Here is a 21,378-nt window from a genome sequence, read left to right on the forward strand (position 1 = left end):
CCCTCGCTGCAATGACTCAATAATAGCATAGTGACATCTACTCAAAATAAGCTTTAATCGATGAAGGAGCCATATGATTAAGGATGCATTCGAAGATGCAGGCGTGCTGGTAAAGTTAGCCCGAGGGATTACGGGTAAGGCATCAAAACGGGCATTGACCAGGGTCCTTCTCATGGCCGCCGTGGGTATCCTGATTGTTGGCAGTTATCTCGGTTATCTCACCTATCTGCTAGGCGAGTATCGCAAAACCTCAGACGCACATAGTGCTAATTACAGTTCTTTGGTTACCGAAAGCCAAGACAAGCGAACCATTGATTACCTTGAGCTCTGCATCGACGCGTCAAAAAATCATGATAAGAATCGCAGTTACTACTGCACCACGGCATTGGATCTTTACAAACTCACGTTCAAGGAGATGCCAAACGACGGTGATAAAAACGTGGAGAAAGCGGCGTTTGGCGCCATGAAGGTCGATGTGGCATCCAAGATTCGTTTTATGGCTTTGCAGCGTACGATGGGTCAAACCTCAGAAATAGATGGTGTACTCGATTTCCTGCTGAGCATCACGGGAATCACGATAGCCGTGATCCTAGCCATCATCGGCATGTTCGCCACTATAATGTGGACTTGGCGGATTTCTCGAACACAACTCGTTGCTCAGCAAAACGCCAACCCTTCACTGCCGCTAACGTAAGGGCAAACCCAACCAGCGGCAGAGGTCAATACCGGTAACCATTGACGCACTCCAGGCGGATACAACAGAACCGAAAGCGAGCTTTGAGTGACCGCATTCAGTGTGGATCCGTCCGGCAGCTAAAACTTGGGGCGCAAGCGTGCATCTACCTCGCAAAGCCTCGCGTGACCGCGCCAGGGCGACTGGGCTTTTCCGTGATCAGTACTCCCGTGACGCAAGCGGGCTCACCGTCATGTTGGCCGTTCTTGATAACGCTCAGAGCGCGCTCTGAGCGCGTGGTAATCTTGAAATTCTTCTGGAAATTTGCGCAATGCAGCCGCGAGTCGCATCAAAGACCCTCAGGATTACGCACGAGCTGCAGCTCGGTTAGACGAGCTGACCGATGGCCATGCACTGACTGACCACGGGGTGCAGACGTTAATTGAACTAGAGACTCCATTTTTTCTTAGGAGAAAGAATGTCGACAACTTAAAGCATTCACAATGGCCATCGGCCTTAAAACCACCTCGGTGCAATTGCTTAAAGACATGATGGCCACGCTGCAGCTCAGCGCCTCTGACTTGCCTGAAATTGTGGATATGACCGTCGTTTAATCCTCCAAGAAAAAAAGACGATCAGCCAAGAAATGGTCTTGACCTTGGCCAAGCGATTTAGCATTAAACCTAACGCGTTTATGCCGAAGCCTACATCTGGTAATGACCCTCCGTGATCACTGCAGGTTGTAAACCTTCAACGTTGGGCGGTCACTGGGTCAATCTCTGGATACCTAGCCCATTAAAAATTAGGCGCTTATGTAGGGCTGATACTGGCCACGAGCACACTTTTCTGATACCCGTCCCTTGCATTTAATCGAATATGGTAGCCGTCAGAACTGGCGATAAAATAGGTTATCACCAATTATTACCGTTTATCGGTTTTGAAGGCGGCTGGCGCATTTGACGTTGCTTTAGTGACTAGAGCCATAGCCAATGATCGCAACCGAGTCAATCATGAGGATGACATGCAAGGACTGACGAAGGCTCACCAGAATGATCAGCGTCGGCTCACGTCGGTCGAATTCCAGACGCTGGCTCAAGTTCCGGCCGCGGTCGAGTGGTTTGCCAACCTGGATAACCCTCGAACACGACGCGCCTACCAAAATGACCTGGAAGACTTCTGCGGGTTTGTCGGATTGGCTTCGGCCGATGAGTTTCGTGTGGTGACCCGATCACACGTTCTGGCCTGGCGCGCCCAGCTCGAACATCGCGGTTTGGCGGGCGCCACGATCCGCCGCAAGTTGGCGGCACTGGCCAGCCTCTTTGATCACCTTCTGGAAAGCAACGCGGTCGCCGGCGGCAACCCCGTGCATGGAGTGAAACGACCCAGGATAGAAAGCAACGAAGGCAAGACGCCGGCACTCGGCGATCACCAGGCGAAGGCACTGCTCGATGCGCCGGACGAAACGACTGTCAAAGGGCTGCGCGACCGGGCGCTATTGGCTGTTCTTCTCTATCACGGACTGCGCCGTGAAGAAGCGGCGCTGCTGCAGGTGAGCGACATTCAGGAGCGCCGCGGTATTCAGCATTTAAAGATCCACGGCAAAGGCGGAAAGGTGCGATATCTGCCGCTGCACCCGGTTGCAGCCGGTCGCATTCATCAGTACCTGGAAAGCTCGGGGCATCATCTGGCCGACAGGAAGGTGCCGCTGTTCATACCGCTGCGAGGCAAGCTAACCGGTGCCGGCATCACGGCCAACGGCATCTATGCCGTGGTGACGGCCTGGGCAAAAAAAGCCGGGATTGAGGTCGACGGCTTGGGCGTCCATGGACTTCGAGCAACCGTAGCCACCAACGCCCTGGAGCACGAAGCCGACATCGCCAAGGTCCAGGCTTGGCTGGGTCATGCCAACATCAGCACGACCAAGATCTATGATCGCCGGGAGAACCGGCCGGAGGATTCACCGACCTACAAGGTGAAGTATTGATAGAAAGCGTTGAGGGCTGAGCAACAGCTCACCCACGCGCCTTGTCGAGAATGTGGTGTAACGCTACCCAAGGATGATGACCTTCCACATTATTGCCGCCGCAGGTATCGGCGTGTAGAAAGGGGGTTTCGCAGTTTTCTAGTGCTTGGCTTTCTAGGCACTCTGAGCACACTGCTCGCCCGGCGACAATCATCCACTGAGCATTCCACTCCTCGATACTTCGTTCATTCTCCACAATTCGATTCCTCGGCGCGCATCTCGCAGAGCTGAACTTACCTCTGGGAGAACCGAATTGAAACGCTCTAAAGCATACCCTTGTTTGCGGGTAGCTCAGGCGCATCGATCTAAAGAACTTCTGCCTCCTCTCGTTGGCCTATCGGTGGATTGGGCGGTGAAGGGAATTCCCTGCCCTGCACATCCAGTTCTTGCCCAGCAACCACGCAATGCCCCATAGCTGCTTAATTGTCAGATCGTACTCGACCACAAGGTGAATCATGTAGCCGTATCGGACGATTGAGCGATACGATTGCGGCAAAGTGCCATCTGTAACTGGACGCGAGCACTGTCGGTAATAAGCCGTTGAGGATGGCCAACAAGGAGAGAACATGAGTCAGCTTTGGCCGTACGCCGGCGCCCGCTGGTGGAAATTCGATTTTCATACGCACACCCCAGCATCCAAGGATACGACTGCCTGGCAAGCTGCGATTGGCACCCCTAATGAGCTGACCCCAGAAAAATGGCTGCTTAAATACATGGCCGCCGAAATTGACTGTGTAGCCGTCACCGATCACAACACCGGTGAGTGGGTAGACAGGCTCAAAATCTCTTACACAGCCATGAAGAATCTGGCGGATGCCGGTAGCCCGCCCGAGGGCTTCCGCGAATTACATTTATTTCCTGGAGTGGAGATATCTGTTCAGGGCGGCTTCCATCTGCTGGCCATTTTTGACCCACCCGCTTCCAGCCAAACCATCAGTGATTTGCTGGCTAAGGTGCATTATGCAGGTACGCGTGGCGACAGTGATGGTGTGACACGTGAGGGCGCTGCCAAGGTGATTGAGCATGTCATCGCCGAAGGAGGTCTAGCTATTCCTGCCCATGCGGAAGGCGAAAAGGGCCTGCTGCAGGTTGAAACGGGTACCCGCAAATGTTTACGGGATACGAACACCGTCAAGCAAGTTCTTCAAGAGCCAGGCATCTTAGCGATTGAGTGGACTTCAGGAAACAGCACGCCTCCCAAAATGCTCCAGGAACTGAAACTACGCTTTGCAAGCGTAGTTGGAAGCGATTGCCACAGTTTCAAGGGCTCAGCGGTCCCGGGCTCGCGATTCACCTGGGTTAAAATGGCCAAACCCACCATGGAAGGACTCCGATTGGCGCTGTTGGATGGTCAGGACGTTTCCGTTCGCCGATGCGATCAGTGCAATGGGTTTGCACCATTCAAAACGCCCGAACACTTCATTGAGTCCATTGAAATCCGAAATGCACGTTACATGGGCCGAGGCAAAGCAGGGGTCTCTCTGCCCCTCAACCCATACTTCAATGCCGTGATAGGTGGTCGAGGAACAGGAAAATCCACAATCGTGCACGCCCTCCGTTTGGCATATCGGAGGGAGAAGGAACTGTCGCAATTATCCGAAGCCGGACAAACCTTTAGCAAGTTTAACGCTGTCGCGAAGACTAAGAATGACAATGGCGGCTTACTCGACGACACAGCAGTTCGTGTAAAAGTTCTTCGAGATGGTTGGCCCTATCGGCTTAACTGGCGAAAGGATGACACTGAAAACGCTGTGGAAGAATGGGACATCTTGTCTACTGACTTTATGCTCTCGGACAGTCAGGTCATCAATAATCAGCGTTTTCCGGTAAGGCTTTTTAGTCAGGGCCAAATTGCCGCCTTGGCCGGTGACAGTCAGCAGGCTTTACTCAAGGTAATCGATGATGCCGCCGACACTCGTTTACAGAGGTCTGCACATGAGGAAGCAGTAAGCGCTTTTCTGGCGTCCCGAGCCCGGATGCGGGAGATGGAGGGAAGATTGTCAGGGCTCGATTCCTTGACGCTCGCACTGCAGGACATTAAGAGAAAACTCGAGCGCTTCGAAGGTGCGGACCATACGGTCGTATTGAAAAACTACCAGCGCACGAGCCAGCAAAATCGTGAGCTCGAACGTCAACTTAGTACGGCGGCCAAGCTCGCCGTTAATTTGGAAAACGTTGCTGCGACTTTACAGCCGGAGGACCTGCAGTTAGGGCTATTTGATGCCAATGATGACGCTACGGCGCTGGCTGTCTTTCATGCGTTGAATGCCGGTATCGAAAAGGCAAGACAGGAGGTCAAAGCATCCGCTGCCAAACTAGCAACACTTGGGCAAACGCTTAAGGAAGAACTTGATTCATCGGCCTGGTTTACTCGAACCACTACTGCTACAGAAGCCTACAACCATTTGAAAGAGGGGCTTCTGCAGCAGGGTGTCAATGACCCTAGCGAGTACGGCCGCTTGGTTCAAGAGGCTCAGCGGCTGGATACTGAGCTGAGAAACTTAAACGCATTGAAATCTCAACATGCTGAATTGCGCAGCACCGCGATGTCACAACTAGATCAAGTACAGGTGGTACGCCGGACAATCAGCGACCGACGCAGCGAATTCCTGCAGGCCACTCTTCACGACAATCCGTACGTGAGGATCGAGCTCATTCCCTATAGCCAGGATACACACGCGATTGAACGATCGTTGCGTGAAGCATTGGGCGTGCCGGACGGAAAATATGCGGATGATCTGTATCAGGAACAGCAGGGCTCTTCTCCGAAAGGACTCATTGCGGACCTAGTGGTTGCAGTCAAGCTACTCGGGGACACGCCCAGCTTCGAAGAATCGATGAAAGTTTTGAAGGCGCGGCTAGCCCAAGCATGTCGTGGCAAACCTGAGTTTGGCGGCTGGTTCAACAAGTTTCTGAAAGCTGAAGCCGAAAGACGACCCGAATACATGGACCACCTGCTGTGCTGGTTCCCTGAGGACGGTCTAAAGGTGGAATACAGTCGCAAAGGTAATGGCCGTGATTTCCAATCCATCAGTCAGGCGTCTGCAGGTCAGCGCGCAGCCGCCATGCTGGCATTTTTGCTGGCCCATGGGGGCGAGCCCTTGGTGCTCGACCAGCCGGAGGATGACTTGGACAACCACCTGATCTACGGGCTGGTTGTTCAGCAGATCCGATCTAACAAACAGCGCCGGCAGCTGATAATCGTGACTCACAACCCTAACATCGTAGTCAATGGTGATGCTGAGCTTATCCATGTGCTGGACTTCAACAACCAGTGCCATGTGAAGCAAACCGGTTCGCTACAGGAGCAGGATATGAGGCAGGAGGTTTGCCAGGTAATGGAAGGGGGTGCCGAAGCCTTTGAGCGACGCTATCAACGCTTGGGGGGTGAGGTCTGAAAAGGCAAGACCCCGTCAGCGCATGTTGTGAAATGTGGCACGTAACTCGGCAACAAATGCAGCAGGTTGTTCCCAAGCTGCAGGTGACCACCTTTTGGCGGTTCGTTGAAGTGGACTAGCTTAGCGAACGTGCGTCAGCCCAACGCTTCGAAATACGTGCTTTCTCACCAGAAAACATGCTGATGCCGGTGGGCACCGGCATTGGTTTCTGGACGGTCACCGGGCAGGGATTATCCAGCAAAGATACCAGCCGGGTGGAATCAGTATTTAACGTAAACCCCGTTCCACGCAGGTAGCGGTAGCAGGTGGCAAAGGCTCTCAGTTGGAGCGGCTGCTTTGGGCTCCACAGCTGCCGTCCAGCACGCACACCGTAGCGGTTGCGTAAGCCAAAGTTGCGTGCTGATAGCCCTGTTGCTCAGGCAGCGTTAGCCCACGTGGTCAATGTCAATAGTGGTGTGGCCGATGAGGACCACCTCTGCCTTATCGGCAACCACCAAATCGGCATTGGTGATCAACTGCGTGTAGTCGAATCCGGCTAGCGTGACCTGGAAAGTGTGCCCATCGGCCCCCGCTTCGCCGCTGCGCAGGTAGGTACGATCAGTGTTTTCATCGTAGGTCATGCGCAAGGTACCGTCACGGCCGTCTCCCAAACCGGTCACGCCGAGCGCAGCGACGTCGAGCTTGTCCTGGCCCCAGATGAAGTCAGTGATCAGGTCGCTGCTGCCGGCATAGCTGTCGGCGCTGCTCGTGAACACGAACCGGTCGTTGCCTGTACCGCCAGTGAGCTTGTCCGCGCCTAACCCACCGGTCAGCACATCGTCGCCGGCGTTACCCTCCAGCGTGTCGTTTCCGGCGCCGCCGGCCAGCGTGTCGTTTCCGGCGCCGCCGGCCAGCGTGTCGTTGCCCCAGTAGCCATACAGGATGTTCGCCTTGTCGTCGCCGGCCAGATTCACTGGTGTGATCGGCTGCGGGGTGGTCACGGCGGTCGCGTCACTGGGCGGGGCGAACAGCACGGTGCTGGCATTGAGCTCACTGACGTGGTTCCCGCTGAGCAGAATTTCGAAGCGGTTGCCGTTGGCATCGGGCTCCAGCGATTTAAGCGCGGTGGTATCGCCGGCCAAGTTGAGGACCACCTTCAGCGTACCATTGTAGCCGTTGCCCAGCCCGGTGAAGCTCAATGCGGACACGTCGATCATGTCATGGCCGCTGCCACTGAAGTCGGTGATTAGGTCGCGGCTGCTGTAGCTACCGCTGGCATCATTACGGTAGCTGTCGCTGAGCCGGGTATACACGAAGTTGTCTGCACCTGCTCCGCCGCTCAGGGTATCGCCGCCGGTGCCGCCGAATAGCCGGTCATTGCCCGCACCTGCTTCGACGGTATCGCGGCCAGTGCCGGCCTTCAGGGATTCGCTGGCGTGTGTGCCTTCGAGCAGATCGTTGTGCGAAGTGCCGTTGATCAGCGGCTGGAAGTTGGCATCGGTAATAAGGCCGCTATTGGCCAGAAACTGCACGGCAAAATGTTTGCCATTACCGTCTCGCTCGTAGCTTTCCAAAATGTAAATGCCGCGCAGAGGCTCGCTACGGATGTGCAAGGTATCGCCATAACCATTGCCTAAATGGCTATAGCCCAGAGCCGACACGTCGAGGATATCGTGGGCGGGATCGAAATAGTTGATGGTGTCGGTATACTCGCCTCCGTCCTTGATATAGCTGTCGCCGAGGCGGTCGAAGCGGAATACATCATTACCGGCGCCGCCGTCCATGCCGTCGTATCCGGCACTGGAGACCATCACATCGTTGCCACCCCCGCTGACTAGGTGGTCGTTGCCGCCTCCACCCATCAGCAGTTCATTGGCCAGCCCACCACGTATGTAGTCGTTGCCAGGCGTACCCTGCACGATGAGTTCGATCGCGTTCTTGCTGACCTGGCTACTGGCACTCGTGACCTGTAAATCCGTATAGCTGGTGACTTTCTTGATGCCTGAAATTTTGGTCATACCTGCTCCTTAGGTTCCGTTGGTCCACAGCGCGTGTGGTGTAACGCTATTAAAGCCATTTCGTTGCAGGCCATGGGCCGGTATGGACGAAGACATGACGCAAACGGGCGCGCCTCCCGCAGAGGCCGTAATCAAGCGCACCAACCTTTACTGGACCAATCAAAAAGCCCCGGGGTGCTTGGGCGGAGTCATGGAGAGCAAGGACGTTAATTTCGCGCTCTATGGGTCCTGAGCTCAGCACAGTGCTTAGTTCACGCTAAAGCACCAGGTCAGGTGCCTAGCTCGGATCTGAGTTTGGTGCAGTGATTGCCCTGGTGTTGATGGGCTCCCCACCGTTTCAAAGGGTGGTCGTGAATGTTCACTCTTTCACCTGCAGGAAGGTAATGGGTAAGCAACCTTTCTCGCTGGGCTGACGTACGAGGCAAAAGGCAGCTGCTATCGCGGAAAGTACTGCAAATGCTAGACTTCGCGTCTACTCCAGCGTCAGCAGAGGTTGTCATGCCCGCTCAATCTGCTCCCCGTCAGCTGGAGGCTCACCCCGCCTCTTCGGTCACCGCGACAGATGTACCATCAGATATCGCGTTACTGCACGCGATCAGTACCGAGTTGATCGGTGAACAACACCTGGAGACGCTATACGGCAAGATCGTAGACGCCGCAGTGTCCATTACCGGCTCTCAATTCGGAACAATGCAACTGCTTTGCCCCGAGGGCCACGCGTCGGGCCACGGTGGCAAACTTCAGCTACTTTGCTCGCGAGGATTGTCCCCGGAAGCGATTGGCTTCTGGCAGTGGGTCAGCCCAACGGCTCATAGCAGTTGTACTCAGGCGCTCAAGCTGGGTAAGCGGGCCATCATTCCGGATTTCGAGGAATGGGCAGAAATTGCCGGTACTGAAGACTTGTCGGCGTTTCGCAGAACGGGCATACGATCGGCGCAGACCACCCCACTGCTCTCACGCTCTGGTCAGTTGTTGGGGATGATATCGACTCACTGGCGCGATGCGCATCATCCCTCCGAGCGGGATCTGAAGCTGCTGGATATTCTGGCGCGACAGGCAGCTGACCTGCTCGATCGTACCATTGCTGAAGAAGCACTCCGAGCGCGCGAGCAGGATCTCGAACGCACCTGCCATACGCTCCGTGACACCGAGGCAAAACTGAGGCTGCTCAATGAAGCTCTGGAGCAGCGGGAAATGAGCCGTACAGACCTGCTCATGGAGCTGGAAGAAAAGCTGCGCCAGTCACAAAAAATGGAAGCCGTGGGTCAGTTGACTGGAGGTATCGCTCACGACTTCAGTAACTTGCTCACGGGTATCTCAGGCTCCCTGGACTTGCTGAAATTGCGTGTGGCACAGGGCCGAGTGTTAGACCTCGACAGGTACATAACGATGGCACAGAACTCCACCGATCGCGCTGCTGCACTGACGCATCGGCTGCTTGCGTTTTCGCGTCGTCAAACCTTGGAGCCGCTGCCCACCGACGTCAACAACTTGATGCACGAAATAGCCGATTTCGCTCGGCCTCTGATGGGGCAAAACATCGAGCTCGATGCTCATGGCGATTCAAACCTGTGGCTGGCCTATGTCGATGCCAGCCAGCTTGAAAATGCACTTTTAAATCTCTGTATAAACGCCCGGGATGCAATGCCCGACGGCGGTCGCATCACGCTCAATACGACCAACCAGCAGATAGACGAATACACAGCGCAAGGTGAAGGTCTCGCTGAAGGCCAGTATTTGTGCATTTATGTCAAAGACACTGGGTCGGGCATTCCGCCCGGAACCCTGGCCCATATATTTGAGCCGTTTTTCACCACCAAGCCCGTCGGCCAGGGCACCGGACTTGGCCTTTCGATGGTCTATGGCTTTGCCAAGCAATCGGGTGGTCAGGTGCGCGTCTGGTCGAGCGTGGGTGAAGGCACGACAGTCTGTATCTACCTGCCGCGTTATCTGGAGGAAATTTCCGAGGCTCCGGGCAAAGCCAGTTGATCAGTGTGCGGTCAGTCTTTGGCAAATCGCTTGCAGCTGAATCAACGTGAATGGCTTGTTCACCCAATGCACCTGATCATAGTCCAGCGTGTTTACCGCAGCATGGAAACCTGAGGCGATGACTATAGGCACCTGAGGTAGCAGGTCATGCAGCCTTTGGACCAGCTAGAGCCCGTCAATTTTGCTGCACGCCCAGCTACAGCCGCGATAGAACTTCAGGACCCGAAACTCCAGCTACGGAGCGTGAAACGTGAGCCTGGGGCCGACCGTAGTGATACCCCTGAGCATAGTTACACCCATTGCTGGCCAGCCAAGATGGAAGGAAGGGTGAGTGAAAATCCTCGATGCCTTCCGCGGTCACTTTCATATTCAGGCTACGTGCCATCCCTAAAATGGCTTCTACCATTGGACGATGATCAGTCTTACCGTTCTCAAAAAAAGATCGGTCTATCTTGATTTTATCAATGGACAAACGTGTCAAATGATAAAGACCTGAGTAGCCAGTGCCGAAGTCATCAAGTGCCACTGTGATGCCATGTGCGTGAAGTCTGTTCAGGTTGCGCTCGGCCGCTTCGATATTACCGACCAAGGCCTCTTCGGTTATTTCGACCTCAAAGCGGTCAAATGGAAACTGCTCATGACGCAACTGCTCTAGGAACCGATCAGGAAAAAGCTCATCGGTGATCATTGCTGCACTGACGTTCAGCGAAAGATGAAGGTTATCGTCCCAGTCCCTGGCAGCACTACAAGCTTGCTTGACGAGAGATTGAGTCATCATGGGGATCAACCCTAGGCGTTCGAGCGCTGGAATAAAATCAGCAGGCATCCCAGTGCTCCCATCTGGCTTGAGCCATCTGGCCAAGATCTCAAATCCGACGACTTCCTGAGAAGGCAGTGCAACAATAGGCTGATAGAATGGAACAATCTCATTCAGTTCCACTGCTTGTTTAAGCGCAGCGTCTTCATCGATTTGAGCCTGATATTGGAGCCCATGCTCTGTTTCGTAAAAATGGTAGGTTGAACGACCCGTAACCTTACCCCTGTACATTGCTACATCTGCGCAGTGCAATAGCGCTGAGGTTTCGGTAGCGTCGACCCACGAACGAGAGATGCCAACTGTAGCTCCCTGTCGGAAGGGTCGAAGCTTCTCGAGCATAGGGTCCCCTATTCGCGAAATCACATCTGCGGCAATGAGGCCCAGCTCGCGTTCCTCTCTACGGCTGGTAAATACGACGCAGAATTCATCGCCTCCTAGACGCGAAGCGATGCAGCCGTACTTGATTGCAATCTCCTCCAGTCGTTTCGCTACCTCAATGAGCACTGCGTCACCCGTTGCATGCCCGCGCTGATCGTTAACCGCCTTGAAATAGTCAAGGTCGATCAGCATCACAATCACAGGTTCCAGCTGAGCGAGTTGCTCGTTTACAAGCTCCATAAAGGCACGCCGATTGAGCAGGCCGCTGAGTGAGTCGTACCTTGCCAGCTTCTCTGTGTGGAACTGCAACCCTTCGAGTTGAAGGTAATTGCGTCGGGCATTACTGATCATTTTCATGAGCATCACTCCCGGCCCGATCAAGGCGATCAGTGAAAAACCCGTAGATGTCAGTACGAAACGTAACCTTTCTCCTTCCTCAAAAATACCGTCATAGTGAAGGCCAAGCCCCCGCATCACCCCTGCCTCCAGCTCGAACTCCCAGAGAATGGAAAGGGCCATGACGGTAAGCAGGGTGAGAAAAAGTAGCTGTATCAGACGGGATGGACTGGGTAAGCGTAAATAGGTCATGGGCAGCCTCACAGGCCAAGCTAACAGCACGTAATATCATATGGCCATCATCCCATACAGCCATTGCGTCGGTTATAGAACCTGTCTATTCATTCAATAGAAAAGATTGCTTTTTCTAGGGAGCTTCATTTTTATTGGCAGGCCAACGAAGGTTGGAGCTATCGCCGAAATAGCGTACGGCCCAGTAGTTTGCCCTGAGAAACTGCGCCTGTGGGCAAGGCCACCCAGCCGACCCGCTCTTCATTAAGCATCAGACAGCGTCCGTCCCAGCTTCCACACAATGGTTGGTTGGCATTGCTGGGTCCAAGTGACCGCCATGGGTCCAAGATCCCGATTCACTCTTGACTTGCTCAAGAGCCCTCATCGGCTTTTCTCCTTGCTGGATTCTCGTTTGTGACCGGCAGATGGACATCCCAGACACTCGCATTGTCATGAAATGCTATCGACGGGACGAGTGAAACCTTGAGTATCTCCCTCAGAAGCAGCGCGCTTGGCGGGCAGGTTTAGGTTTGGATCCTCTCACCCTAGCCAAGGCCCTTAGCAGCTGAGCCTTGGCGGCTCGCAGCCGGCGGAGGGCCATGTTTGGGGGCGGTCGCGGCCTGTCTCCGTCCTTCGATTTAGTCGACGCCAAAGCGAAATTGGTTCTACTACCTCGGTCCACCGCGATGGCCTGGAGATGCTCGCTCGGCGCCCGTCCACTCAGCTCGGGTACAAAAACTGCATACACCATTCGACCGCCAATTTGATGACAACCTATGAAGCCTCCATATTTTACCTTACCGAGGCTTTCACCCTCGGCGCTCACCAGGGCGCTGATTGGCTTCATTGCGCTAGTATGTTTATCGTTGATGCTTGCTGCCGCGTGGCAGATGAATCAATCCAGACTTGAGCGCATCGCTAACGCCAAGATTGCAGTTTCAAACATTGTTCTAGCTGCTGAACAGCAAGCTCAAGACACAATACGCCAAGCTGACAATACGCTGCGTGATCTTGTCGAACGTGTGGAAAACGATGGTGTAACGGGAGAACATTCGTCACGACTGACGAAGGTAATGGCTCAGGACGTGATAAACGTGGCAGGGCTTCAAGGGCTGTTTATCTACGATGCCCAAGGTCAGTGGGTCGCCAATTCCTTTGCGCACAGTGTGCAGGAAAAAAACAACGGCGACCGCGCCTATTTTGCCTATCACCGCGACAATACCGATGAATCCATTCACGTTGGCTCAATTGTAAAAAGCCGCAGTACGGGAGATATGGTTATCCCGATCAGTCGGCGTATCAATACTCCTGATGGGGAGTTTGCAGGCGTCGCATTGGCGACGGTCCCGGTCGCATATTTTCAAGCGTTCTTCGAGCGAATGGATGTAGACGACAAAGGCGTTATCTTTCTCGCATTGAACAATGGTGATCTGCTGGCTCGCCGGCCAACATTGACTGCACTGATGACGACCAATGTGGCCAAGGGGGATATATTTACCCGCTATCTGCCATACAGCGAAAATGGCGCTGCCGTAATCAAGTCTGTGGTGGATGGCGTGGAAAGGATATATGCCTATCGACGGGTGTCCGGCCTACCCATCGTTGCAGCTGCAGGTGTGTCGTACCAACATGTCTTCGCGCCCTGGTGGGTTTATGCATACAGATCCATGGCTTTGATCGGCATGATCACGTTGACTCTGTGCTTGCTGGGCATTCTGCTATACCGGCAGATCCAGCAGCTAATCACCGCGGAGGGTGATTTGAACGTCGCCAGAAATGAACTGGAGATTATCGCTCAGACTGATAGCTTGACGCATCTGGCCAACAGACGGCGTTTCGATGCTACCTTCCAACAGGAGTGGGGCCGGGCCAGGCGAAATAACTCAACCATAGCGATTATTCTGTTGGACATTGATTGGTTCAAACAATACAACGACCACTATGGCCATCTGCAGGGTGACGACTGCCTGAGGCAAGTGGCAGAAATCATCGGGACCTGCGTCAATCGGCCGGGCGATCTTGCCGCACGGTATGGTGGGGAGGAATTTGTGGTCCTGCTGCCTGAGACGAATCTGGCCGGCGCTTTGAGCGTCGCCGAAAATGTCAGATTGTCCATCGCCAGTGCACTCATTGATCACGCCGGCAGCTCGCTGGGCATCCTAACGATCAGTTCCGGCGTGGTGGCGATTAATTCACCTGCAAAGGATTCCTATACAGCCGCCCTGGCTGAAGCAGATCGACTTCTCTATCTCGCTAAAAGCAAAGGTCGCAATGCTGTAGAGGGTCAGTCAATGCCTGATGCTTACCGGCTGCATCAGACAAACGTTATCGACCTGTCTTGATAGCCGAGCATCAGGGCATACTTGAGAAGAACCATAACCACAACCGCGGAAAGCTGAACTGAACGGGGATCGGTCATTCAGTCGGTCGGTCCCGTCTCGAAAAGCCGCACCTGGTGAACTGGGGTCAAAGGAAAATCAACTTGAAGCGGAGCCCTTGATGCGACAACGATTCACGCTGCGAAAGCAACGTGAGCGTTCGTTTCGGACATCATAGACCAGCTGCATGGCCTGCTCGTCAGTCACAACACGTGTTCTTCGGGCTTGCTCAATCCTGATGAGTAATGCATCACATTCATCTTCAAGGCTGGCCCAGTGAGCCAGGTGCAGATTACGAATGGATTGTTTGAGAGCATCGAGCATAGGATCACCTAGATATCGCGCTTAACCGAGTGGTTAATGCGAGTTGCTGGGCAAGCCTGATTTTAAATCCATCGCTATCTGGCTTGGCCCGAGAACTGCTCAACGGCTGCTACCACACTGTTAGCACTCTGCTGAATGTCCTTGATCACCTCGTCCGCCTCGCTTGCCAACTCCGGCGCGGCAGTGTCCCAGTTCGATACTTCCTTGCGGAGAGGTCGGCACGCACGGTCTTTCCTGCCCGGCGGCTGCCGATTGGCATAGTTTATCGAAATACGTTATTTGACAAAATGAATGCTGACCTCTTCAGCATTACAAGGCGATCGTCGAAGGCTCGCTGATAGATCTCACCCAGCAGGTTGAAATGCGTATGGGTAATTGCGTTCACCATCCCGAATCCGGTGCTCAGGCCTAGAGCACGGCCATGAGCGTGACTCAGCTCTATGAGGTCCTGCGCACTCACGATCTGCTCAACACATGTTTGTAGACCCTCCTGCAACTGCAGGGGCAGCCCTATCGCTCGAATCATACGTCGGGGATCATATCGGGAATTGAGCAGGCGGCAGACCACGGGCTTCTCCTATTTAGGCTAACAGGTGGACGTTTACACCACCGCAGCACATGATCTGCACTCGCTAGCCCTGTAAATGTCTAGCTGCGATTAGTGGCGGTTTTGAGCATGTGCCTAGCTGTTTGAACCAGCTGATCCAAACTCCAAGGCTTTTGCAGGAAAGCAACTCTGGCAGGCAGATCACGGCTCACTTCGGCTCCGTAGACTGTGGTCTCTATAGTCGGGGTATTTGGCCAGCGCTGCTGCACCATCATCGCGAGCTCTTTGACATCAAGCTGACCTAGCAAAGTAAAATCGGTGATCAGCAATGCACAGGGAATTTTGGACTGCAGGAGGTGCTGGGTTACTACCAGTCGACGTTTCAGACACGGCCAAGGCCATCTGCCAAGGTTTCGACCCTCGCATCCGGCTCCGCGATCATCTCTGCCACTCGGCTGGCAAGCACGTCTAAAGCTAGTGGTTTAGTGAGTAGCTGCATGAAAGGGCCTAGAAAATCGGCCCGCACCATAGCCCCCTCTGCATACCCTGTGAGGAACAGTACTGGAAGACGCGGCTTACGTTGTTGAAGAATCTCGGCTAACTGACGCCCGTTCATGCCCGGCAATCCGACATCGGTAAGCAAGAGGTCCACATTTTGCAAATCGTTGTACACCTTCAGGGCTTCTTCACCACTGCGGGCCTCGTACACCCGATATCCAAGCTCTTTCAGCACTTCCTGATTGATCAGGCGAACAGAGTCATCATCTTCAACCAGAAGGATGGTCTGACCTTGTCCTGCGGTGAACTGCAAGGCGGCGCTCGGATGATCTTCTTCGACCCCCTGATGTTCCGGTAAACAGATTGAAACGACAGTTCCTACGCCGGTTTTACTCTCGATGGACAGACCACCGTTGCTCTGTTTAGCGAATCCATAAACCATGGATAATCCCAAGCCAGTACCCTGGCCTATAGGTTTGGTAGTGAAAAACGGCTCAGTAACCTTGTTTAGGAGATCTTCTGGAATGCCATAGCCGGTATCACGTATCTGCAGGCAGACGTGCTGGAAAGGGCTTGTACCTGTTCCCGCATCAAGGAAGGTGGCAATGGTTAATTCACCGCCATCAGGCATGGCGTCTCGTGCGTTGATGACCAGGTTGAGAACCGCGTTCTCCAACTGGTTGGAGTCCACAAAAACCCAGAGTTGGTCCAGGCTCAGCTCAACCTTGAGAACGATGTTCTCCGTAACCGTACGCTTGAGTAGATCAGCGAGCGATCGGATAAGCTCATTGACCGAAACTGCTTTTGGATGCAGCGACTGGCGTCGAGAGAAGGCAAGCAGACGGTGCGTCAGAGACGCAGCTCTTTGCGCTGAACTCTGCGCTGCGTCCATAAACCTATCAATACCTTCCAGGCGGCCCTTGTTCATTCGAAGTTTCACAAGGTCGAGCGCGCTGATAACGCCCGTCAGCATATTGTTGAAGTCGTGGGCAATGCCACCGGTCAACTGCCCCACTGCTTCCATTTTCAAGGATTGGCGCAATTGCTCCTCGGCGCGCGCACGTTCTTCACTCTCGGCCTTGAGCTGCTCGACAGCCGCGTTTAACTGACGAGTCCTCGCTTCAACCTGAATCTCAAGCTCTTCATTGAACCTGCGCAGAGTCAGTTCAGCTTGCTTCTCCTCGTTGATGTCGACGATCACAGAAGCTGCACCGATGATGGACTTCTTTTCATCGTATAAAGGAACAGCACTGACACGCATCCATGACTCTGTGCCGTCATTTAGGCGATGGTAAAAATCCAAGCCAGCTACCGGGTCTCCTCTCAGCGCTCTAGCACCCGGAAACATATCGGGCTCCAACTGCCTGCCATGAGCATCAAGCCCTACCCACATAGTAGCGACTTCCGGTTGTCTAGAAGGGATGATGCCTCCCGGCACATAGTGCCGATACAAGGGATTGCTAACGAGTGCGGTCCCTTGCATGTCCATGAAGCACACGCCCACTGGAATATTTTCAAGCAGGATATGTAATCGCCTCCTCTCCTCCGCCAGTTGCTCAATACTCTCGCGCATTTCGAATTGGCGCATACGCGACTGCCATGCTGCAGCTGTAGCACTCAACAACGATGCCGAACTGATCGGGCGTTCCAGTACGATCACGTGCCCCGCCGATTTAGGGAGCCTGCGCCGAGCCATCTCGGTGTCTCGGCCAGACCGGCTTTTATTGGACGCGAGGAGGATGATTGGAATCTCGGACCAGCGTGGTTGAAGGTCGAGTGCTGCTCCAAGGCTAAGTACCTCACCGGAAAGACTCTCCTCGGTGAGTATCACAAGACCAGTGCTTTCACCGACTGCCGCCGAAAGTGAGTGCAAATCACTATGGATTTCAATCGGGTAGGTCTGGCCGAAGAGCTTGCGCAAAGCAATTGCATCTCCCTGGAAGGGAGCCACCACAAGCAGATTTCTACCTTCAGAGAATCGCTCAGTCGACACGCTTTCGTTCTTCCATCAAGGGCAGGTCTGCGCCGAAGTACTCCGGCGTTCCAGTCAACACGCCACGGAAATTGGCCAGTGGTTCACCAACGCGCACGCCTTTCGAGTCAATGCGAAGCTCCCGAATCGCGTCTTCATGGGCACCACTACGGTTCTTCAGGACAGAAATTGCTTTACGCAGCCGTCCCTGCGCCTCAAAGAACCGGATAAGGATCACTGAGTCTGCAACGTAAGAAATATTGAGATTTGTTGACATTGAGCCAACCAGGCCGTGCTGAGGGTTGATCAGGAATGTGACCACGCCAAGCTGGCTGAGATAGGAAAGCAATTCGTGCATCTGCAAGATCAGCTGCTGCTCCTGCGGCATCGCTGCCAAGTAGCCGTTCAGGCTATCAACCACGATCATGGTGCAGTTGCGCTCTTCAACTTCGGTGCGCACGCGCCAGGAAAATTCACCTGGTGAGATCTCTGCCGGGTCGATTTGTTGAATGACCAGGCGACCGCTGGAAATGTGACTACTCAAATCCATCCCCATGCTATCCGCACGCAAAACCAGAGTAGCGACGCGCTCGTCAAATTCGTAGATAGTGCAGTTCTCACCCCGACTGCAAGCCGCTGCAAGATAAGCCAGCGCAATAGTGGTTTTGCCAGAGCCGGCAGGCCCGGTTACTAGGGTGCTAGTCCCCCTTAGTGGACCTCCTACCAATAGTTCATCCAGAGCAGCAACCCCACTACCTACAGGCTCTGCGGCGAACGGCACATGATGGGTGGCCGCGATTAGCCGCGGATACACTTCGAGTCCGCCCTTGCGGATAGTGAAGTCGTGAAAGCCCGCAACGAAATCAACGCCGCGTAATTTTTGTATTTGAAGGCGCCTGCGGGCGGCTCCGAAATCCAGAGTCAGCCGTTCAAGGGTGATGACGCCATGACAAAGACTGTGAAGGTGGTTGTCTCTTTCCCCATTCGAAGCCGTAAGATCGTCCACCAGCAGGATGGTTATGTCCCGACCAGCAAAATACTGTTTTAGGGCTAACACCTGACGGCGATAACGCAAAGGATCCAGAGCCAGAAGGCGCATCTCGGAAAGGCTGTCAAATACCACCCTTTTCGGCTTTATCCTGTCCACTCGCTCCTGGATTAGCTTGATGATGTCACCCAGTTCTGCCTCCCAAGGGTGCAGGATGGACTGTTCATAACCTGCGCCCAGCACCTCCTCGGTTGAAGAAAGCTCAAAAAGGTCAATGCCGTCCAAAGTCCAGCCATGCGAATGCGCGACGCCTTCCAACTCTTCGCTCGTTTCTGAAAGGGTAATGTACAGGACGGACTCGTCGGCTTTTACTCCCTCCAGCAAAAACTGAAGGCCAAGCGTAGTTTTGCCTGACCCAGGCGTTCCTTCCAGAAGGTAAAGCCGATTGTTGGGTAGGCCTCCTCTCAACACTGAATCGAATCCGACGTTGCCGGTTGATATCACTGGGCGCAACGAGGCCATTTTTTAAACCTTAATAGGGAGGCAAGCGTTAAAGCTTAGGGCTTCCAGTATGAAGCCGCGTAGATACCGACGCTACGAAAACAAGCGTGCGACCGTTAAGACGGTTATCGAATATCAGTCAGCACACCAGCAGGACGAAATTGGGGGAATGCAATCATTCTCTCCCCAACTAAAATACGGAGGCAAAGGCGGCTGCTGTCGCGGAAAGTACTGCAAATGCTAGACTTCGCGTCTACTCCAGCGTCAGCAGAGGTTGTCATGCCCGCTCAATCTGCTCCCCGTCAGCTGGAGGCTCACCCCGCCTCTTCGGTCACCGCGACAGATGTACCATCAGATATCGCGTTACTGCACGCGATCAGTACCGAGTTGATCGGTGAACAACACCTGGAGACGCTATACGGCAAGATCGTAGACGCCGCAGTGTCCATTACCGGCTCTCAATTCGGAACAATGCAACTGCTTTGCCCCGAGGGCCACGCGTCGGGCCACGGTGGCAAACTTCAGCTACTTTGCTCGCGAGGATTGTCCCCGGAAGCGATTGGCTTCTGGCAGTGGGTCAGCCCAACGGCTCATAGCAGTTGTACTCAGGCGCTCAAGCTGGGTAAGCGGGCCATCATTCCGGATTTCGAGGAATGGGCAGAAATCGCCGGGACCGAAGACTTGTTGGCTTTTCGTAAGACGGGCATACGATCGGCGCAGAGCACACCACTACTGTCACGCTCCGGCCTGTTGTTGGGGATGATATCGACTCACTGGCGCGATGCGCATCATCCCTCCGAGCGGGATCTGAAACTGCTGGATATTCTGGCGCGACAGGCAGCTGACCTGCTCGAACGTACCATTGCTGAAGAAGCACTGCGAACGCGCGAGCAGGACCTCGAACGCACCTGCCATACACTCCGTGATACCGAGGCGAAATTGAGGCTGCTCAATGAAGCTCTAGAACAGCGTGAAATGAGCCGTACAGCCCTGCTCATGGAGCTGGAAGAGAAGCTGCGCCAGTCACAAAAAATGGAAGCAGTGGGTCAGTTGACTGGAGGTATCGCTCACGACTTCAGTAACTTGCTTACAGGTATCTCAGGCTCCCTGGGCTTGCTGAAATTGCGTGTGGCCCAAGGCCGAGTGTTGGACCTCGACAGGTATATAACGATGGCACAAAGCTTCACCGATCGCGCTGCGGCACTGACGCATCGGCTGCTTGCGTTTTCGCGTCGTCAAACCTTGGAGCCGCTGCCCACCGACGTCAACAACTTGATGCACGAAATAGCCGATTTCGCTCGGCCTCTGATGGGGCAAAACATCGAGCTCGATGCTCATGGCGATTCAAACCTGTGGCTGGCCTATGTCGATGCCAGCCAGCTTGAAAATGCACTTTTAAATCTCTGTATAAACGCCCGGGATGCAATGCCCGACGGCGGTCGCATCACGCTCAATACGACCAACCAGCAGATAGACGAATACACAGCGCAAGGTGAAGGTCTCGCTGAAGGCCAGTATTTGTGCATTTATGTCAAAGACACTGGGTCGGGCATTCCGCCCGGAACCCTGGCCCATATATTTGAGCCGTTTTTCACCACCAAGCCCGTCGGCCAGGGCACCGGACTTGGCCTTTCGATGGTCTATGGCTTTCCCAAGCAATCGGGTGGTCAGGTGCGCGTCTGGTCGAGCGTGGGTGAAGGCACGACAGTCTGTATCTACCTGCCGCGTTATCTGGAGGAAATTTCCGAGGCTCCGGGCAAATCCAGTTGATCAGTGCGCGGTCAGCTTTTGGCAAATCGCCTGCAGCTGAGTCAAGGTGAATGGCTTGTTCAACCAGTGCACATGATCATAGTCCAACGTGTTTACCGCAGCATGGAAACCTGAGGCGACGACTACAGGCACCTGCGGTACCAGGTCATGAAGCCTTTGGACCAGCTCAAGCCCGTCGATCCTGCCAGGCATTCTTAGGTCAGTGATCAACAGATCTGCATCGAAACCATTATGCTGAATGTGACTCCAGGCTGAATCTGCCTCGCAAAATGCTTTGACTCTATGGCCTTCCGTTTCCAGAATTTCGACCATGATGGTCAATATGTCCTGCTCATCCTCGACAAGAATGATGGTGCTCATAAGGTAATTCCTGTCGTGACGATCAGACCTGTCTGAGCGATGTCTGAGCATTTGAGTGCATGTAACTGATTGGACAAACCAAGCTTACATTTAAGCGTTAAGTCCGATGAACGGGTCGAAAAGGTCAATGCGCCGGGACTTCCAAGTGGTGGTTTGCAACCGCCGCTACGTAGTCTTGCCTCAACAGCTCCTCTCAAA

11 protein-coding genes and 2 pseudogenes are annotated in these 21,378 nt (G+C 54.1%); 6 read left to right on the forward strand and 7 right to left on the reverse strand.

Annotation, left to right across the window (positions count from 1 at the left end; translation table 11 throughout):
• Window positions 1–73 precede the first annotated feature (73 nt).
• The 3 genes from ACYASU_RS22045 to ACYASU_RS22055 all read left to right on the forward strand — a co-directional run bounded on the left by ACYASU_RS22045 (window position 74) and on the right by ACYASU_RS22055 (window position 6,094).
• Window positions 74–694, forward strand: coding sequence for a hypothetical protein (locus ACYASU_RS22045; RefSeq protein WP_463584056.1), 621 nt, complete (start codon window positions 74–76; stop codon window positions 692–694).
• 1,000 nt (window positions 695–1,694) lie between these two features.
• Entirely contained in the window at window positions 1,695–2,657 is a 963-nt protein-coding gene (locus ACYASU_RS22050; RefSeq protein WP_463584057.1) for a tyrosine-type recombinase/integrase, read from the forward strand.
• A 605-nt stretch (window positions 2,658–3,262) separates the two neighbouring features.
• Complete coding sequence (locus tag ACYASU_RS22055; RefSeq protein ID WP_463584058.1) at window positions 3,263–6,094, forward strand: TrlF family AAA-like ATPase; 2,832 nt, start codon at window positions 3,263–3,265, stop codon at window positions 6,092–6,094.
• Window positions 6,095–6,519: 425 nt separating this feature from the next.
• On the opposite strand, the gene ACYASU_RS22060 is transcribed toward ACYASU_RS22055, so the two are convergent.
• A complete protein-coding gene (locus ACYASU_RS22060; protein ID WP_463584059.1) occupies window positions 6,520–8,091 on the reverse strand; it encodes a M10 family metallopeptidase C-terminal domain-containing protein in 1,572 nt (523 codons plus the stop codon).
• A 498-nt stretch (window positions 8,092–8,589) separates the two neighbouring features.
• On the opposite strand from ACYASU_RS22060, the pseudogene ACYASU_RS22065 reads away from it, so the two are divergent.
• Window positions 8,590–10,041 (forward strand): annotated as a pseudogene (locus ACYASU_RS22065) (GAF domain-containing hybrid sensor histidine kinase/response regulator); the annotation flags it as partial.
• 235 nt (window positions 10,042–10,276) lie between these two features.
• Here the strand turns inward: ACYASU_RS22065 and ACYASU_RS22070 are convergent.
• Window positions 10,277–11,863, reverse strand: a complete 1,587-nt coding sequence (locus ACYASU_RS22070) for a putative bifunctional diguanylate cyclase/phosphodiesterase (RefSeq protein ID WP_463584060.1) — start codon at window positions 11,861–11,863, stop codon at window positions 10,277–10,279.
• Between the two features lie 755 nt (window positions 11,864–12,618).
• Between ACYASU_RS22070 and ACYASU_RS22075 the strand changes: the two genes are divergently transcribed.
• Window positions 12,619–14,184, forward strand: a complete 1,566-nt coding sequence (locus tag ACYASU_RS22075; RefSeq protein WP_463584061.1) for a sensor domain-containing diguanylate cyclase — start codon at window positions 12,619–12,621, stop codon at window positions 14,182–14,184.
• A gap of 135 nt (window positions 14,185–14,319) precedes the next feature.
• Here the strand turns inward: ACYASU_RS22075 and ACYASU_RS22080 are convergent, their stop codons facing one another.
• The 4 genes from ACYASU_RS22080 to ACYASU_RS22095 all read right to left on the reverse strand — a co-directional run bounded on the left by ACYASU_RS22080 (window position 14,320) and on the right by ACYASU_RS22095 (window position 19,071).
• Window positions 14,320–14,544, reverse strand: coding sequence for a hypothetical protein (locus ACYASU_RS22080; protein ID WP_423574486.1), 225 nt, complete (start codon window positions 14,542–14,544; stop codon window positions 14,320–14,322).
• Window positions 14,545–15,192: 648 nt separating this feature from the next.
• On the reverse strand, window positions 15,193–15,465 hold the full coding sequence (locus tag ACYASU_RS22085; RefSeq protein ID WP_463584135.1) for a response regulator: 273 nt from the start codon (window positions 15,463–15,465) through the stop codon (window positions 15,193–15,195).
• A gap of 8 nt (window positions 15,466–15,473) precedes the next feature.
• Complete coding sequence (locus ACYASU_RS22090; RefSeq protein ID WP_463584062.1) at window positions 15,474–17,582, reverse strand: response regulator; 2,109 nt, start codon at window positions 17,580–17,582, stop codon at window positions 15,474–15,476.
• A complete protein-coding gene (locus ACYASU_RS22095; RefSeq protein WP_463584063.1) occupies window positions 17,572–19,071 on the reverse strand; it encodes an ATPase domain-containing protein in 1,500 nt (499 codons plus the stop codon). The genes ACYASU_RS22090 and ACYASU_RS22095 overlap by 11 nt, the downstream gene beginning before the upstream one ends.
• Window positions 19,072–19,329: 258 nt before the next feature.
• Between ACYASU_RS22095 and ACYASU_RS22100 the strand changes: the two are divergent.
• Window positions 19,330–20,781: pseudogene (locus ACYASU_RS22100) on the forward strand (GAF domain-containing hybrid sensor histidine kinase/response regulator); the annotation flags it as partial.
• 39 nt (window positions 20,782–20,820) lie between these two features.
• Here ACYASU_RS22100 and ACYASU_RS22105 read toward each other — a convergent pair.
• On the reverse strand, window positions 20,821–21,180 hold the full coding sequence (locus tag ACYASU_RS22105; protein ID WP_463584064.1) for a response regulator: 360 nt from the start codon (window positions 21,178–21,180) through the stop codon (window positions 20,821–20,823).
• Window positions 21,181–21,378 lie beyond the last annotated feature (198 nt).

This window comes from Pseudomonas sp. HP_12 (genome assembly GCF_055283955.1).

Bases quoted from the DNA above. Each gene is read 5' to 3' on its own strand.
- ACYASU_RS22045 (WP_463584056.1), top strand. From the start codon at position 74: ATGATTAAGGATGCATTCGAAGATGCAGGCGTGCTGGTAAAGTTAGCC.
- ACYASU_RS22050 (WP_463584057.1), top strand. From the start codon at position 1,695: ATGCAAGGACTGACGAAGGCTCACCAGAATGATCAGCGTCGGCTCACG.
- ACYASU_RS22055 (WP_463584058.1), top strand. From the start codon at position 3,263: ATGAGTCAGCTTTGGCCGTACGCCGGCGCCCGCTGGTGGAAATTCGAT.
- ACYASU_RS22060 (WP_463584059.1), bottom strand. From the start codon at position 8,091: ATGACCAAAATTTCAGGCATCAAGAAAGTCACCAGCTATACGGATTTA.
- ACYASU_RS22070 (WP_463584060.1), bottom strand. From the start codon at position 11,863: ATGACCTATTTACGCTTACCCAGTCCATCCCGTCTGATACAGCTACTT.
- ACYASU_RS22075 (WP_463584061.1), top strand. From the start codon at position 12,619: ATGAAGCCTCCATATTTTACCTTACCGAGGCTTTCACCCTCGGCGCTC.
- ACYASU_RS22080 (WP_423574486.1), bottom strand. From the start codon at position 14,544: ATGCTCGATGCTCTCAAACAATCCATTCGTAATCTGCACCTGGCTCAC.
- ACYASU_RS22095 (WP_463584063.1), bottom strand. From the start codon at position 19,071: ATGGCCTCGTTGCGCCCAGTGATATCAACCGGCAACGTCGGATTCGAT.
- ACYASU_RS22105 (WP_463584064.1), bottom strand. From the start codon at position 21,180: ATGAGCACCATCATTCTTGTCGAGGATGAGCAGGACATATTGACCATC.